14 protein-coding genes and 2 pseudogenes are annotated in these 16170 nt (G+C 70.2%); 9 read left to right on the top strand and 7 right to left on the bottom strand.

The window, feature by feature from the left end; translation table 11 throughout:
• Nucleotides 1–313 precede the first annotated feature (313 nt).
• Entirely contained in the window at nucleotides 314–841 is a 528-nt protein-coding gene (locus KYY02_RS26960) for a shikimate kinase (protein ID WP_371242322.1), read from the bottom strand.
• Nucleotides 842–1186: 345 nt separating this feature from the next.
• On the opposite strand from KYY02_RS26960, the gene KYY02_RS26955 reads away from it, so the two are divergent.
• The 5 genes and pseudogenes from KYY02_RS26955 to KYY02_RS26935 all read left to right on the top strand — a co-directional run.
• Nucleotides 1187–2869, top strand: a complete 1683-nt coding sequence (locus KYY02_RS26955) for a class I adenylate-forming enzyme family protein (RefSeq protein ID WP_371242320.1) — start codon at nucleotides 1187–1189, stop codon at nucleotides 2867–2869.
• On the top strand, nucleotides 2866–3243 hold the full coding sequence (locus tag KYY02_RS26950; protein ID WP_371242318.1) for an acyl-CoA synthetase family protein: 378 nt from the start codon (nucleotides 2866–2868) through the stop codon (nucleotides 3241–3243). Before KYY02_RS26955 ends, KYY02_RS26950 begins: the two co-directional genes overlap by 4 nt.
• Nucleotides 3244–3326: 83 nt before the next feature.
• A complete protein-coding gene (locus KYY02_RS26945) occupies nucleotides 3327–3683 on the top strand; it encodes a LysR family transcriptional regulator (RefSeq protein WP_371242316.1) in 357 nt (118 codons plus the stop codon).
• Between the two features lie 53 nt (nucleotides 3684–3736).
• The gene (locus tag KYY02_RS26940; protein WP_371242314.1) at nucleotides 3737–5431 is read left to right on the top strand and encodes an ISAzo13 family transposase; all 1695 of its coding nucleotides are present in this window, start codon (nucleotides 3737–3739) and stop codon (nucleotides 5429–5431) included.
• Nucleotides 5432–5478: 47 nt separating this feature from the next.
• Nucleotides 5479–5895, top strand: a pseudogene (locus tag KYY02_RS26935) (cytochrome P450); the annotation flags it as partial.
• Nucleotides 5896–6099: 204 nt separating this feature from the next.
• Here the strand turns inward: KYY02_RS26935 and KYY02_RS26930 are convergent.
• Nucleotides 6100–6546: an ATP-binding cassette domain-containing protein gene (locus tag KYY02_RS26930; RefSeq protein ID WP_371242397.1), complete on the bottom strand. Its 447-nt coding sequence runs from the start codon at nucleotides 6544–6546 to the stop codon at nucleotides 6100–6102.
• Between the two features lie 137 nt (nucleotides 6547–6683).
• Here KYY02_RS26930 and KYY02_RS26925 point away from each other — a divergent pair, with 137 nt between their 5' ends.
• Nucleotides 6684–6923 carry a hypothetical protein gene (locus tag KYY02_RS26925; RefSeq protein ID WP_371242312.1) on the top strand — a complete coding sequence of 80 codons (240 nt, stop codon included), beginning with the start codon at nucleotides 6684–6686 and terminating at the stop codon, nucleotides 6921–6923.
• A gap of 179 nt (nucleotides 6924–7102) precedes the next feature.
• Here the strand turns inward: KYY02_RS26925 and KYY02_RS34020 are convergent.
• The 4 genes and pseudogenes from KYY02_RS34020 to KYY02_RS26910 form a co-directional block, all read right to left on the bottom strand.
• Nucleotides 7103–7226: pseudogene (locus KYY02_RS34020) on the bottom strand (IS701 family transposase); the annotation flags it as partial.
• A 199-nt stretch (nucleotides 7227–7425) separates the two neighbouring features.
• A complete protein-coding gene (locus KYY02_RS26920) occupies nucleotides 7426–8547 on the bottom strand; it encodes a sensor histidine kinase (RefSeq protein WP_371242310.1) in 1122 nt (373 codons plus the stop codon).
• On the bottom strand, nucleotides 8544–9170 hold the full coding sequence (locus KYY02_RS26915; protein WP_371242395.1) for a response regulator: 627 nt from the start codon (nucleotides 9168–9170) through the stop codon (nucleotides 8544–8546). The genes KYY02_RS26920 and KYY02_RS26915 overlap by 4 nt, the downstream gene beginning before the upstream one ends.
• A 422-nt stretch (nucleotides 9171–9592) precedes the next feature.
• The gene (locus KYY02_RS26910; protein WP_371242308.1) at nucleotides 9593–9733 is read right to left on the bottom strand and encodes a hypothetical protein; all 141 of its coding nucleotides are present in this window, start codon (nucleotides 9731–9733) and stop codon (nucleotides 9593–9595) included.
• Between the two features lie 206 nt (nucleotides 9734–9939).
• On the opposite strand from KYY02_RS26910, the gene KYY02_RS26905 reads away from it, so the two are divergent.
• Together KYY02_RS26905 and KYY02_RS26900 are read left to right on the top strand one after the other, a co-directional pair.
• Nucleotides 9940–10074 (top strand): hypothetical protein, encoded by a 135-nt coding sequence (locus KYY02_RS26905; RefSeq protein WP_371242306.1) that lies wholly within the window; start codon nucleotides 9940–9942, stop codon nucleotides 10072–10074.
• A 179-nt stretch (nucleotides 10075–10253) separates the two neighbouring features.
• Nucleotides 10254–11504 carry a DUF418 domain-containing protein gene (locus tag KYY02_RS26900; protein ID WP_371242304.1) on the top strand — a complete coding sequence of 417 codons (1251 nt, stop codon included), beginning with the start codon at nucleotides 10254–10256 and terminating at the stop codon, nucleotides 11502–11504.
• 575 nt (nucleotides 11505–12079) lie between these two features.
• Here the strand turns inward: KYY02_RS26900 and KYY02_RS26895 are convergent.
• Entirely contained in the window at nucleotides 12080–13882 is a 1803-nt protein-coding gene (locus KYY02_RS26895) for an ABC transporter ATP-binding protein (RefSeq protein ID WP_371242302.1), read from the bottom strand.
• Nucleotides 13883–14493: 611 nt separating this feature from the next.
• Here KYY02_RS26895 and KYY02_RS26890 point away from each other — a divergent pair.
• Entirely contained in the window at nucleotides 14494–16098 is a 1605-nt protein-coding gene (locus tag KYY02_RS26890; protein ID WP_371242300.1) for an IS4 family transposase, read from the top strand.
• Nucleotides 16099–16170: the final 72 nt, after the last annotated feature.

Raw genomic sequence — 16170 nt, 5'->3', positions numbered from 1 at the left:
GACGACCAGCTGCCGCAACCGCTCGGCCGGTCGCAGCAACCGCGGCGACCGACGGCACGCTCCTGGAGGACGGACCGGCGCCCCGTTCGGCCGGTTCCGCAACGGACCGTCCGGCGCCGCAGCCCACGTCCACGGCGGACACCCCGGGACCGGCACCGAGCAAGGCGTAGGACCGTGTCCGTGGTTCACGGGCGACCGGCAGCCGGTCGGCGGAATCGAGCACCGTGACGAGGCCGTCCGTCACCCGGCGCTTCCCTCCGGCTCCCCCGGGCATGAGTACCGCGCTGTGCCGGGAGCAGCCCTGGGACGCGCTTCACCTCCCCCTGAGGGGCGCAGCGCTGCGCAGGATCAGGGAGAGGGCCACCCGCGCGACCTGCGCGGCGTCGCGGCCCCGGGTGGGAACGGTCACCCGCGCGACCTCGCGGTAGAACGGCGCGCGCTGCGCGGCCAGTTCCCACAGCCGGGCGGTGGCGTCCCCGGCGAGCAGCGGACGGCCCGCGACGCCCCCACGGCGGCCCAGCACTTCTCGGACCTCGGCGTCGACGTGGACCACCGGACCGCCCGCGAGCAGCCCGCGCGTGTCCGGGTCCACGACAGCGCCCCCGCCCAGCGCGAGCACTCCCGCGTGCTCGGCGAGCGCGGTGCGCACCGCCGCCTTCTCCAGTTCCCGGAAGCGGTGTTCCCCACCCTGGGCGAAGAGCTGCGCGACGGACCGTCCGGCGCCGGACTCGATGTCCTCGTCGGTGTCCCGGAAGCCGACACCGAGGTGTTCGGCCATCAGCCGTCCCACGGTGGACTTGCCCGCCCCGGGCAGGCCGACGAGCACGGCGAGGGGCCTCACGCGGGCACCGTCCGGTCGAGCCGGCCGGGCAGGTGGACGTCGGCCGGCGGATGGGTCCGGGTGTCGGGCAAGGCGTCCTCCTCGGGCCGGCGGATCGACACTCGGATGATCGGCGCCCATGAGCGCGTGCGGCGCGCGAACCTGACACACCGGCACCGTGGCATCGTACTTTCCGATACACGTTGAAAACCCGCATGCGGGTTTGTTTTGCTGTCTCCAGCTCCCCTGGTGTTCGATCCGCTCCCGCACCCGCCGTGCGTGCCGTACCCGACGCCCGGTGCCCGGCGCGGGGCGCGACGAGGACCGGACGCCGGAGCCCGGGCTCACCGACCACGGAGAAGCCACATGATCAAACTTGACGACATCCGCCGGCATACGGCTGCCCGCCCCGACGCGATCGCCGTCGCGGACGGCACGACGCGTCTGTCCTGGACGGACTTCGCCGACGCGGTGGACCGGTTCGCGGCCGGCCTCGTGGCCCGGCTGCCGGAGGCCGGCCCCGTCCGCGCGGTGTTCCTGGCCGACCCGAGCTGGGAGCTCACGGTCGCCCTGGCCGCCTGCGCGACGCTCGGCGTCCCCTGCACGGGGCTCGACCCCACGCAGGAGAAGGACCGGCTCGACGCCCTCCTCGGCACGCTCGACCCGTGCGCGGTGTTCGTCGACCCGCGCCACCGGCCGCTGCTGGAGGGGCGCACGTGGCCGAGCGGGCCCGCGTCCTCATGGATCACGCTGGACGCCACGGCGGCCGACGGGACCGCGACGGTGAGGCGCGCACCGGCGGAGGACGTGCGGCCGGAGGACGTGCAGGAACCCGTGCCGGGCGGGGGTGGGACCCCGGAGGGTTCCGGTGCGCCGCGTACGGAGGTGTCGTTCCGCCGGCTGTCGGAGAGCGAGCCGTTGCGCCGGCTGCCCGAACCGCTGCACCGGGAGTCCCTCGGCGCGGTGCCCGGCGGGCAGCGGATCGCGGTGCGCCGGGCCGCCACCGAGGGGCGTGGGCTGGTCGGTCTGATCGACGAGTTCGGATTCGACGCGCACGACACGCACCTGGTGGCCGCACCCCTGTGGCTGCCCCTCTCCTTGCAACTGGCGCGCACCCTGCTCGCGGTGGGCGCCACCGTGGTGCTGGACGCCACGCAGGACGCGCAGAACCTGGCCGCGCTCGTCACCGCCGAACACGTCACCACCGCGGTGTTCGATCCCGGCACGCTCGGCCGGCTGCTGGCCCACCCGGCGTCCGCGCCGCTGGCGTCCCTGGGACGTCTGCGCTGCGTGATCACCCCGGGCCGGCACCTGGGCCGCTGGACGGTCAACGCCGCCTGGGAGCGGCTCGGCCCCGTGCTGCACCTGGCGTACACGACACCCGAGACCGGGCTGAGCGCGATCCTCACCCCCGAGGAGGGGCAGGTCTCCCGTATGCGCACGGGACGGGCGGTGTTCGGCACCGCGATCACGGTCCTGGACGAGGAAGGAGCCGTGCTGCCGGCCGGAAGGCCCGGCCGGATCGCCGTCTGCGGGCACCACGTGATGGACGGTTACCTCGACGGCGAGGACGCGTTCGTCACCCTCGACGCGGGAGCCGGGGAGCAGCGCTTCTTCGTCACCGACGACCTGGGCGTCCTCGACGAGCAGGGCCGGCTCACCCTGACCGGGCGCGGTTCGGGCGTGACGCCGCCCGCCCGCGACCGCGCCCTCGACGCGGCGCTGTTCCGCCTCGAGTCGGACCTGCTCAACCTGCCCTGCCTGCGCGACACCGCCGTGGTGCGGGTCCGTCTGCCCGCGCTCGGCGACGCGCTCGTCGTGCCGTTCATCGCCGTCGCCGTCGGCCGCGAGGTCTCGGGACACACCGCGCTGCGCACCGCCTGCGCCCGCCGGGCGCCGTCGATCCCGGCCCACGTGATCGCGGTCGACCACATCCCCTACAGCCCCACGGGACGGATCAGGACCGCCGAACTGCTGGAAGCGGTGCTTCCGATCATCACCCTCAACCTCCAGCTGGAACAGACCGCGCATCAGGAGGTTTCCGCATGACCGTCCACCCCTCGTCCGGCCTTTTCGAGGACGTCCCGGACACCGACCTGGACAGCGGCTTCTTCGCCCTTGAGGGGGAGCTGCTCGAGCTGGCCTGCGTGCGGGAGTGCACCGTGGTCCACACCGAGCTGCCCGAGCTGGGCGGCGCGCTGGTGGTGGCGTTCGTGCCGCTCTCGCCGGAGCGGGAGGTCTCCGGGCGGCGGGCCGTGCTCGCGGCCTGCCAGCGCAATCTGCCCGTCCTGTACGCGCATGCCGTGGCCGTGGACGAGCTGCCGCGCACCGCGGAAGGGGCCGTGCGGGAGGGGGAGCTGCTGGACGACGTGATGCCGCAGCTCGCCCGGGACCTTATGTCGCCGGCGGCGATGGCCGACTGAACGACCGATCGGGGTCGAAAAGAAACGGGCACGCTGGTATCTTTACTTGTCTCGGGAACGTGGTCGGAGAAAGGGGCCATGTCATGCAGTTCCAACAGTTACGGGCCTTTCGCGAGGTGGCGGCCGAGCTGAGCTTCACGCAGGCCGCCAAGAACCTGCACTACGCCCAGTCGACCGTGACCGCCCAGATCAAGAACCTCGAAGAAGCCGTCGGGACCGAGCTGTTCGACCGCAGCCGGCGTCGACTGTCCCTGACCGAGGCGGGCGCGCTGCTGTTACCGCACGCCGAGCGCATCATCGAGATCGCTGAGACGGCCCGGCGCGAGATCGTCCTGTCCACGCCGACGGCGCGGCGCCCGCGCGGCGGCCCTCGCACACGCGCGGTGACGGGCGGGGGTCTATACGGTGAGCCTGAAGTTCCCCCAAGGCCGGGTAGTTAGCCCTGGCCGGGAAACAAGCCGTCGCTTCCGTGGTCGAGCGTCGTTGTTGTGGTATGGGGATTCCGGAGGGGAACGAGGCCGAGCTGGCGGCGAAGTTCGAGGCGCTGTTTCCGCACCTGGATGAGCGTCAGCGTCGGCTGGCCATAGGGGCGGAGGCACGGTTGCTGGGGCATGGGGGGATCCGTGTCGTTGCCCGTGCCGCCGGGGTGCGTGAGGGCACGGTGTCACGCGGGGTGTCTGAACTGGAGTCCGGCGAGGCGCCGTTGGGGCGGGTGCGCCGGTCCGGTGGAGGCCGCAAGCGTGCGGTGGACCTGAATCTGGGCCTCCGGCCCGCGCTGCTGGCCTTGGTGGAACCGGATGTACGCGGGGACCCGATGTCGCCGCTGCGCTGGACGACGAAGTCGACTCGGCAACTGGCTGCCGAGCTGACCCGGCAGGGGCACCGGGTCTCGGCGGACACAGTGGCGGCCGTGCTGCGCGAGGAGGGGTTCAGTCTCCAAGGCAACGCCAAGACGGTCGAAGGTGCCCAACACCCGGACCGTGATGCGCAGTTCCGCTATATCAACGGCCAGGCCAAGGACTTCCAGGCTGCCGGAGACCCGGTGATCAGTGTGGATACCAAGAAAAAGGAGTTGGTCGGCAACTATAAGAACGCTGGCCACCAGTGGCGTCGCAAAGGTGATCCGGTCCGGGTTCGCACCCACGACTTCCCCGATGCCGATCCGGGCAAGGCGATCCCGTACGGGATCTACGACCTGACCACGGACGCGGGCTGGGTCAACGTCGGCACCGACCACGACACCGCAGCCTTCGCCGTCGCCTCCGTCCGCCGCTGGTGGCATGCGGTCGGGCGCGACACCTACCTGCGCTCGCACCGTCTACTGATCACCGCGGACGCGGGTGGCTCCAACGGTTACCGCACCCGCGCCTGGAAGTTCGAGCTGGCCGCGCTGGCTGTCCAGACCGGACTGGAGATCACCGTGTGTCACTTTCCTCCGGGCACATCGAAGTGCAACCGAATCGAGCACCGACTGTTCTCCCACATCACGATGAACTGGCGGGGCAGGCCGCTGACCAGCCATGAAGTCATCGTGAACAGCATCGCAGCGACCACCACCCGCACGGGACTGACAGTCCGCGCCGAACTCGACACCGCCATCTATAAGACCGGCGTCCGCATCAGTGACGGGCAACTGAACGCCCTGCCACTGAGCCGCCACGACTGGCACGGTGACTGGAACTACACCCTCCACCCTCAGGAACACCGCCGGGACGGCGTCACTCCGATCCCGCCCCAGAACGAAGCCGGCCCCGGCCGTGACTGGCTGACCCATCCCGCCCTCACCGGAATCCCGCCCGAGCAGTGGAACTCGCTGGTCACTGAGTTGGCAGCGGCCCGCGCGGCTCAGCGGGAAGCAGACCTTCAGCAGCGACGCGGCGGCGATCGGCAGAAGACCCCTGCCGCTGGCCTCTACACCGGCCGGCGCCCCGGCCTCACCCTCGTCGACCGGCTCCTGGCCACCATCCTCTACCAGAGGTTCAAGCTCCCCCAGGTCGTCATCGCCCCGCTCTTCACCGTGACAGCCGTGACCCTCAACCGGGCCATCAGCCAAACCCGCCGGCTCCTCCACGACACCGGACACGCCATCGAACCCGCCGAGACGCAACTGGCCACCCTCGACGATCTCACCGATCTCATCACACACCTCGGCATCCCCAAACCGGAGATCAAGAGCGCGAGTTATTGATCTGCAAGCCCTTAACTACCCGGCCTTGGGGGAACCTCATCGTCAACATGGGGGTGAGCCTGCTCATCGCAGGCCACGAGACGTCGGTCAACCAGATCACCAACCTCACCTACCTCCTGCTGACCGAGCGCAAGCGCTACGAGTCACTGGTCGCCGACCCGAGCCTCGTGCCCGCGGCGGTGGAGGAGATGCTGCGGTACACGCCGCTCGTGTCCGCCCGCAGCTTCGTCCGCGTGGCCACCGAGGATGTGGAGCTGAGCACCGTGACCGTGCGGGCCGGCGAGCCCTGCGTCGTCCACTTCGCGTCGGCCGACCGGGACGAGGAAGTCTTCGACAATCCCGACGAGCTGGACTTCCGCCGCGAGGGCAACCCGCACATCGCGTTCGGGCACGGACCGCACCACTGCATCGGCGCACAGCTGGGCCGACTGGAACTCCAGGAGGCCCTTTCCGCCCTCGTCCAGCGCTTCCCCACCCTCGACCTGGCCGAGCCGGTCGAGGAACTGCAGTGGAAGCAGGGCATGCTGATCCGCGGCTTGGAACGCCAGATCGTCTCCTGGCGACGGCTGTCCGGCCGCCAACCGGGCACCGGCGTCACTGGGGTACCGGCCGTCTCCGGGCACCGGCCGGGGCGGAAACCCGGCCGGTGTCCCTCGCCCGAGGCCGTCTCACTCCACGAAGCGGCCACCCTCCATGTGCATACGGCGGCCGGTGAATCGCTGCGCAAACATGCGGTCGTGGGAGACCACCACCAGCGCGCCCTGGTAGTGCGCCAGCGCCTCCTCCAGGTCTTCCACGAGCGCGGGCGACAGATGGTTCGTCGGCTCGTCGAGCAGCAACAGGTCCGCCGGGTCGCGCAGCAGACGGGCCAGGGCCAGCCGCCTCAGCTGCCCGGTGGACAGGTCTCCCACGGCGGTGCTCAGCGCCGAGGGCCGGAAGAGCCCGAAGCCCAAGAGCGAGCCCCAGTGTTCCTCCGGAACACCGGGCAGCCCCGCCGCGAAGGCCGCCAGCAGGCTCTGTTGCCGGTCGGCGATCTCCGTCTCCTGCGGCAGCCAGCCGATGCGCTCCGGGCGCTTGCACTCGCCCTGATCGGGCGCCAGGTCACCGGCCAGCACGCACAGCAGGGTGCTCTTGCCCGCGCCGCGCGCTCACAGGCAATGCGTGGGTCATCGGCGCGGGCCTGTTCGTCTACGGCGCCCTGCTCAGCGTCGGCCTGGTGATCTGGGGCACACTCCTCCAACGGAGGGTTCCGATGGAGATGATCGGACGAGTCGCCGGACTCGACTTCCTCATCACCATCGCCTTCATGCCCGTGTCGATCGCCTTCGCCGGTCTGGCGTCCGAGCACCTTTCCCACGGCGCCCTGTTCGGGATCGCCGGCCTGGCACCCGCGGCGCTCGCCCTGATCGTGGGCGCGCTCGCCAAGGTGCGTGCCGACGAGACCGCTCATCCGCTCGACGGCGACGCCCAGAAGGAAGTGACGCACCCGTAGGGAAGAGCAGGCGGGGTGCCCTCAGGCAGAACGCGAGGGCCCCCGACCGCCTGGTCCGGCACGCCGTTCACGAGCCTCGGGGGCCGGGCTCCCGCGGCCTGCTCGCCGGTCAGCCGAACCGAAGTCATCACCATGGCAACGATGTTCGGCCGGAACGTGCCCAGTTCACATCGGAGCCCGAGCATGTCCAGGGCCAGCTGCCACTTCTCGACATGGCCGACATCGGCGGGGATGCCCCCGCACTTGGTGCGGCGGGCCACCTTGGCGATCGGCCTTCGGCGAGGCGGGATCCCAGTTCTCGGGCTTGCCGACCGCAATGACCAGCTTCTTCACCGTCTGGGCCGGCTCAGGATAGACGGGCTGAGGCCTCGGGCCGCGACCTGCGTATGTCGTGGTGGAGATGCCGACCGCGTAGCTGAGGCCGCGTTCTTCCAGGCCCAACCGGAAGGCTGCCGCATCGAACGGAGCGGTTCAGGTACGGCCGGTGCTCGTGGGGTCGGTTTCAGTCGGGCCGGGCGGGGGCTCGTAGTTCGACCTTGTACCCGCCTTGTGGAGTGGGTTCGGCGGTGATGGTGCCGTGGAGTAGTTCGGCGCGTTCTCGCAGGCCGATCAGGCCCTGGCGGGAGCTGGGCAGGGCGACGGCCGGACGGGTGGGTGCTGTGTTGGTGACGGTGACGCCAAAGTGGTGTGCGTCGTGCCACAGGCGTACCTCGGCGCGGGCTCCGGGGGCGTGCTTGCGCACATTGGTGAGGGCTTCTTGGATCGTGCGGTAGACGGTGCGCTGGGCGGTTGTGCTGATGTCGGCCGGAAGCTCGCCGGCCAGGGTCGTCTCGATGCCGCTGTTGGCGATCAGTTGCTGGAGATCGGCGAGGGTGGGCTGGGGGGCGAGTTCGGTTTCCTTGCCGCCGGAGGCGCGGAGCAGCGTGACCATGTGGCGGAGTTCGTCGAGGGTGTTCACACTCAGGGAGCGGATGGTGCGGGCGGCCTCGCGGGCATCGGGATCCTTGGAGGCGACCTGCAGCGCTCCGGCCTGCACGGCGATGAGGCTGACCTGGTGGGAAACGACGTCGTGCATCTCGCGGGCCAGCTGGGCGCGTTCGCGGGCGAGGACGGCTTGGGCGTGCAGGGCGCGTTCGTGTTCGCGGGCCTCTTCGACCTCGACGAGCTGGCGTGCCACATCGTGTCTGGCCTGCACGAGTTGGCCGAACAGGACCGGGGCGATGGCTGTGGCCAGCGTGTAGACGAACTGGATGAGCGTCCAGGTCCGGTCGCCGGTGAACGTGTCGGACAGAGGCCAGGCGAGGGTGCTCGCCGCCGCGTGCAACAGGGCGCAGCCGACCAGCAGGTGGCGGTTGCGGGTGGACATGGCCAGTGTGTACAGGGCGGCGATCGGCGCGACCGCCACGTCCATGAAGACCGTCATGGGCAGCGTCAGCAGGAAGACGGTCAGCGGAAAGCGCCTGCGCAGGAACAGCCCTGCGCCGCCGATGGCGACACAGGCCCACACGAGGGGGGTTCCCTCGTCGAAGAGGTTGATCCAGGCGTCGAGCACGGCGAGCGCGACGAGGCCCGCGTCGACCGCCCAGAGGGGCACCCGCCTCCACAGCGCCCGGCCCGTGCTCATCGCCCGCGGTCCCGTGCCGCGTTGTCGCCGTTCTTGCTGAGCAGTCCGGCCCGCTCCGCGAGCAGTGCCGCCTGGACACGGCTGGAGACCCGCAGTTTGGTCAGGATCGAACTGACATGGTCCTTGACGGTGCCCGCGCTCAGATGGATGCGGGTGCCGATGTCGGCGTTGGACAGCCCCTCCGCGACCAGGACGAGGACGTCGCGTTCCCGGTCGCTGAGCAGGCCCACGCGCGCCACGTCCGCGTCCTGGGGGGCACCTGCTCCCGGGTGACTGCGCAGCAGAGCACGTGAGGCTTTCGGGGACATCACCACCCCGCCCGCGGCCAGGGTGCGTACCAGCTGGGCGAGCTGTTCGGGCTCGGTGTCCTTGAGGAGGAAGCCGGCGGCCCCCGAGCGCAGCGCGGTCAGGATGTACTCGTCGGTGTCGAACGTGGTCAGCATGGCCACGTGCGGTGGTTCGGGCAGCGTCTGGATCTGCTGCAGGACGGTCAGACCGTCCACGTCCGGCATGCGGATGTCGAGGAGCACAACGTCCGGCATCTCGCGTCGGATCACGTCGGCCGCCTGCGCTCCTTCCGCGGTCGCCACGACCTGGATGCCGTCGGACGCGTTCAGGATCATCTGGAAGCCGGATCGCACCAGCGCCTCGTCGTCCACCACCACTACCCGGATCACCGGCGTTCCGCCTCGCACTCGTCTGTCCTGTTTCGGTTCTCGGCGACCCGTACGCGGCGCAGGGCACTCCGGCTCTCGTACAGAGATCGCTCGCTGCCGAGCGTACGTCCGCTCCGGCGCGCCACGGCGCGACCACGAGGGAACGCCCGCCACCCGGCAGGCCCGTTCCAGCCGTCCGGGGGGAGCGCTCCGGCCCTTCGGCGGGCAGGTGGGCGAACCTAGGCGGATGGAACCTGTGGCCCTACTGCGGTGGGATCGGTTGGAGGGCGGCCCGAACCGGCGGGCCGCAAGCGACAGCCGTATATTCGAGGCCCCCTGCCCATGCCCCAATCGCCTCTGCGCCTGCGCCAGTCCGCTCTCGTTCTGCGTCACTGGGCGGCGCGGCCCCATGTGCTGTTCGGTGGTGTGTACGGGGCGGTGCTGGCCAGCTCCTTGGTGGCCGCCCTGACCGAACAGGGTGCGCTCCTGCCCGCCGACCGGCTCAGCAGCGCGAAGTGGCTTGTAGCCACGGTCGTCGCGTCCGCCCTGGCGCACGGCTACGCGCATCTGATCGCCCGGCGCGGCGACCAGGCCGTCCACGGGGTGCGCGCCGCGGCACGTCTGCTGCTGTCCGAGTGGCCGTTGGTCCTGGCGACGGCGCCGACACTGGTCCTGCTGCTCGGCGTGGGGCTGGTGGCCCTCGCCGGGCATCGAGAATCTGGCCTTCGCCGTGAACGTGGTGCTGCTGTTTGCCTGGGGGCTGCTTGCCGCCCGCACCGGAGACCGCACCTGGGGCTCCTCTTTAAAGATCGGCACGGCGGACGCGCTCCTCGGCCTGGCTGTCGTGGTGGCCAACGCCCTGATCAAGTAGGGATGTAGGTCGCCGGGAGGGTGCGGGCGTTTTTGCTCCGGCGCTGCGAGTGATCCGCTCCGAGGTGGCGGCCGCGGTCCGGCCCCGCCGGTCGGCGGGGCGGTTCCGGCCGACCGGCGGGGCGGTCACCGAAGGCTGCCGGATGGTCCGCCACCCGGCCTCATCACGAGGTTGTCTCCATGACAGATACGCAGCCGCCGCACGAGACAGCAGCTCTGCAGGAGCACTCGCCTCCGCAGCGCCGGACCTCACCCGAGTCCGCCGTGCCCGCCTCGGCCGGTCCGTCGCTGGGGCGCCTGGTCGGGTTGGACGTGGCCCGTGCGTTGGCGGTGTTCGGCATGTACGTCGTGCACATCGGTCCCCCGTTGTCGGCCACGGACGGCGTCGCCAGCTGGGTCCGGTACATGGCGGACGGCCACTCGTCGGTCCTGTTCGCCACCCTCGCCGGGTTCTCGCTGATGCTGATCGCCGGCCGCAGGGAGCCGAAGACCGGCCTGGCCGGCCGGCAGGCGAAAGCGCGGATCGCGATCCGCGCCGTGGTCCTGCTGGTGCTGGGAACCGCACTGGCGATCGAGTACGGGGGCGTGATCATCCTCGCCTTCTACGGCGTCTACTTCCTCTTTGCACTGCCTTTGGTGCGACTGCGCGCCGGAGCGCTCGCGATGATCGCGGCCGGGCTCGCCCTGGTCGCCCCACAGCTGGCGTTCGTCCTGAAGTCGCTGCTGAGCGAGTCCGTCCAGCAGAGTGTCAACGCCTACGACCCGCTCAAGGCGCTCAGCGACGTGGGAGTGCTCGATCTGCTGCTCACCGGCTTCTACCCGGCGATCACGTGGATGCCGTTCGTGGTCGCCGGGATGGCGCTGGCCCGCCTCGACCTGTCGACCGCCGCCGTTCAGTGGCGCCTGGCCGCGCTCGGTGCCGCCCTCACCGCGGCCGCGTACGGCATGTCCCTGCTGCTGGCGGGCAAGGACGCGTTGCGGAGCATGGCGGAGGGCGGGAAGTCGTCCGCCGGCTCCGAGCCGGCGTCCTTCGGCAGCGGATCCTTCGAGGCCCAGGGGGCGGCCTCGGATCTGCTGTCCGCCGGGCCGCACAGCGGCACCACGTTCGACATCATCGGCAGCGTGGGCGTCGCGATCCTCGTGATCGTGTGCGCGATGGTGCTGATGAACCGTCTGCCGCTCCTGCGCCGCCTGGCGAAGCCGGTCATCGCCGTGGGCACCATGTCCCTGACGGCCTACGTCGGCCACTTCGTCGCGCAGTCCGTGGTGGGCATGCCGACCGGCGAAAGCAGCCAGGTGTCCTGGGTGCCCGTGCTGATGTTCATCCTGGGGGCGATCGTGTTCGCCGCGGTCTGGTCCCGTTTCTTCCGCCGCGGACCGCTGGAGTCTCTGCTCAACGCCGCCACCAAACCGGCGAAGTACGTCCGATAAGAGCGGAGTGGGGGCGGCCGGCCAACGCGCCCCCGGCCTCGACGGCCCTCGCGGCCCGCAAGGGGATCAGCCCTTGCGGGCCTCGGCCGTGCGCCCGGCAACCCGTACCAGATCCTCCTGGCGCGGACCGACCACCCGGGGGCGAGGACTCCCCCGAAGTCCTCGTGTGCTGCGAACCGGTGACCGGTGCGGCGGGTGCCCCTGAGTCCGAATGGTGCGGAGGCAGGGCGCGCGTCTCAGCCATGGCGCTCGATGGCTTGGAGCAGGTCGGCGAAGATCGTGCAGGTCTCCGGTTGACGATGGCCGTCATGACCCAAGCGTCGGCTGCGCGGGTCGCATTCGCCATGATCAGTGCCGTGTGGGGGCCTTCGGCGGGAAGGTGTACCAGGCCGGTCGATCGAACGGACTCCGCGCGCGACTCCCGGAGGGGGTGTCCGCAGCCTCAGGAATTGTGCCTTCCGCCGGTACCCGGCGGATCTCCAGCACCACCCCGCCACACAGTTGGGCTGTCCCCGCCGCACGGCGGGGACAGCCCATGGGGACGACGGTGTCGTCGCTCTCCAGTCCGGCCCGTCTCACCCGGCAGGGCGGCCCGCCGGGGTCAGGAGCTGGGTCGCGGCAAGCTGTGCGTACAGCTCGTCCTTGGCCACCAGCTCCTCATGGGTACCGACCGCGCGGACCGTGCCCGCGTCCATGACGACGATGCGGTCGGCGTCCGTCACCGTCGGCAGGCGGTGAGCCACCACCAGCACGGTTGTCTCGCGTGCCACTTCGGCGATGACGTCCCGCAGCGCCAGCTCGTTGACGGCGTCGAGCTGCGAGGTCGCCTCGTCCAAGAGCAGCAGCCGGGGCCTGCGCAGAAGCGCGCGGGCGATCGCGACGCGCTGGCGCTCGCCGCCGGACAGCTTCGAGCCGCGATGCCCGACCACGGTGTCCAAGCCGTGCGGCAGACCCTCGACGAGGGTGTCGAGCCTGGTCCGGGTGAGGACAGCACGGATATCGTCGTCCGTCGCACGGGGCGCGGCGAAGACCAGGTTCTCTCGCAGCGTTCCGGCAAGGACTGGCGCGTCCTGCTCGACGTACCCGATGACGGACCGCAACTCGGGCAGAGGCCACTCGCGCACATCCTTGCCGTCGACCAGGACCCGGCCGCCGGTCGCCTCGTAGAACCGCTCGATGAGCGTGAAGAGCGTCGACTTGCCCGCTCCCGAAGGGCCGACGAAGGCCGTCATCCCGGTGCCCGGAACCTCGAAGTCCACCTGCTGGTGGATGTACGGCAGACCGGGCGCGTAGCGGAAGGACACATCCTCGAAGCGGACCGACGCCGGGTACTGCACGACGGCCCAATCCTCGGGCCGCACCGGCCCAAGTGCGGCCGACGGCTCGGCCGGCAGAACATCCACCTCCGTGATCCGGGAGATCGCGGCCGCGCCCTCCTGGTAACTGGAGACGGCCTCGATCAGCCTGTACACCGGTTCCATCAGGTAGAAGAGGTACAGCAGGAAGGCGATGAGTGTGGACACGGGGATCTCCCCGGACGCCACCCGCGCTCCGCCGACGGCGAGCACCGCGAGGAAGGCCAGCTGGACGGCGAGGTTGTCCGCCGTCCCCACCACGGCCTCCCACTTCGCGCTGCGCACCCCGTGGCGCCACGCCCGCCGGGCCGCCGCCTCGACACGGGCGCTCTCCCGTTCCTCGGCGCCGGACGCCTTCACGGTGCGGAAAGCGCCAAAGACCCGCTCCAGTCCCGTGGACATCTCCCCGACCGCGGCCTGCGAACGCTCGGTGGCCTGCCCGATCTTCGGCATCACCAGGGCAACGCCGGCGCCGACGACCGCGACCACACCGAGCGTCACGCCGAGTAGGACGACATCGAGGAAAGCCATCACCACGACCGCCGCGACCAGCGTGACCGCCCCTGTCGCGGCGTTGACCACCGCCTGGGTGCTGACCGCCCGCAGCAGCGTAGTGTCGGAGGACACCCGCGACATCAGATCGCCCGGCTGCATCCGGTCCACCTCCGCGAGCCGCAGCCGCAGCAGCCGGCCGATGAGGCTGCGGCGAGCAGCCAGGACCACGGACTCCGCCGTCCGCTCCAGGACATAGGCGCCGAATGCCTCGGCCACCGTGCTCAACAGCACCAGCACCGTCATGGCCAGCAGGATGGTGACGATCGTGCCGCCGGACGAGAGCCGGTCGACCAGTTCCTTCGTGGCCAGAGGCTGGAGCAACCCGCCGGCCGCTCCTACCAGCGCCAACAACAGACCGAGTGCGACAGCCCACCGGTGCGGGCGGACGTACCCGTGCAGCGCCTTGAGCGTCTCGCGGGCGCTCGGGGAGTCGGCACCCGTCGCCTCGGGGGCGGATGCGGTGTTCACAGGATTCCTTTCCTACGTGGTCTGCCGCTGTGGCAGGGCGCGCACCGTAGCCTGGCGTCACGGCGATCCGCCGCACCGGCCGATGACCGATGTGAGGCGGCGAGCTCCTGCTCGTGTGCACGGCGTGTCATGCCACCAGCCTTGAAGACCGGACGCTTCTTCGGACATCCGACGATCGTCGGGTGGACCCCCGCCAAGTGGCTGGAGAAGATCGCCAGCCGGCCTACCGTGCTGGGATGCCACGAGGTCCCCGTGCTGGATCGCGGGCCGTCTTCTCGCAGCAGGCGTGTCGGAGATCTTGACGTGCCCGCACAAACTTCTACACGGCGCCGTCGGGCTCTTGCGGAAACAAACCCGTACGTGCCTGACGACAGGCTTGTCCGTAAATGATCTTTGGGTCGCTCGGACTTACTGGTCGAGGTGTGGCCCGCCGGTCTATCCGGCGAGGGGCCTTGACCCAAGGCCAGGTAGTTAGCGTTTTCGCAGGTCAGGCGAGTGGCGGTGAAGAAATCTTGACGTAGAACAACGGAGCTCGTTGGTACAGGCAGTCGACCAAGACAGCTTGTCTCCAAGGAGCTCCGTTGCCGTCTCATCATCCCCTGCCTGCACCGATGACGGACATCACTCGTTCGTTCGCCGTGGCTGCGGGCAAGTTCGCGCCCGGTCATCTGGGCGAGTTGACGACCGTCATACCGTTCGAACTGGTCGACGCTGTCCTTCACGAGACCCGTCGCTTCCAGAAGCGACTGCGTGATCTTCCGTCCCGTGTCGGCATCTACTTCCTGCTGGCGATGGGTCTCTTTCCCGAAGTCGGCTACCGGCTCGTCTGGGACAAGCTGACGGCCGGGCTGGGCGAGACGCCGGTGGCTTCCCCGACTCCGAAGGCCTTGCGGGACCTGCGCCGCAGGCTGGGAACCGCTCCGGTGCGGACGTTGTTCGACGTACTGGCCGGGCCGCTGGCCCGGCCAACGACCCCAGGAGTGAGCTTCGGCCCGTACCGGACGGTGTCGTTCGACGGCTGCAGTTCACAGAAGGTCCCCGACACGGAGCGCAACCGTGCATGGCTGGGCCGGACCTCCCATCACGGCTATCCGACACTTGAGCTGATGACGCTCGTCGAGACCGGGACACGGGCCCTGATCGGCGCGGTCTTCGGCCCCACCGACGAGGGCGAGACCAGCTATGCCTCCCGTCTCCTGCACCTGCTGCGGCCGGACATGCTGGTGCTGTGGGACAAGGGCTTCGACGGCAACGCCTTCCTCGCCGCGGTGAGCGCCACCCGTGCCCAGTTCCTGGGCCGGCTCCGCAGCAACCGGCGGACCCCGGTCCTCACACGTCTGGCCGACGGCTCGTACCTGTCGGTGATCGGCACCGTAAAAGTGCGCGTCATCGACGCGCGCATCACCGTGACGTGCGCTGACGGCACACACTTCACCGGTTCCTACCGCCTGGCGACCAGTCTGACCGACGCCCGCCGCTACCCCGCCGCGTCCCTGATGCGCCTCTACCACCAGCGGTGGGAACACGAGTCGGCGTACTACGCACTCCGGCACACGATCATGGCCGGACGCGTCCTGCGCTCGGGCGACCCTGTCGGCGTCGAGCAGGAGATGTGGTCGCTGCTGACGCTCTACCAGGCACTGCGAACGGTCATGGCCGATGCCGCCGAGTCCCTTCCGGGAACCGATCCGGACCGCTGTGGCTTCACCATCGCCGTCCAAACCGCTCGCGACCAGGTCGTCCAGGCCGCCGGCATCGGCACAGCGAACTACGGCACGGCCGGCCGCATCGGACAGAAGCTTCTCGCCCACCTGCTTCCGGCCCGACGGCAGCGGGTGAGTGCCCGCAAGGTCAAATCACCGATCTCCCGCTACAGCCAGCGTCACCGCGACGGACGGCCCGACGTCGCTCTTGCCGTCGTCAGCCTCGACATCTCCATCCACGAACCCCCGGACATGCAGCCGGCCCTGCCCACCCGCTCCCGTGACGACCGGTATGCCATCCCGGCCCAGCGCCGCAGGCACCGGGTCCTGGCCCTCCTCCATGAGGACCCCGCCCGCCTCTGGCGCCCCCGCGAGATCGCTGCACATTTCGGGGACATCACCCTGCACACCATGTACAGACAGCTCTCCCGATGGGCCGACGGCGGACTCATCCACAAGATCGGCCCTGGCCTCTACGCAGCGACCGCATGGGAATCAAAACCCCTTGCCTGACCTGCGAAAACGCTAACTACCTGGCCTTGGGCCTTGACCCGGAATCTTGGACACGGGCTATGCGGCTGGGCC

The organism is Streptomyces pimonensis, assembly GCF_041380215.1.
Lineage (GTDB): Bacteria > Actinomycetota > Actinomycetes > Streptomycetales > Streptomycetaceae > Streptomyces > Streptomyces pimonensis.
This window is presented reverse-complemented; position numbering and strand designations above follow the sequence as displayed.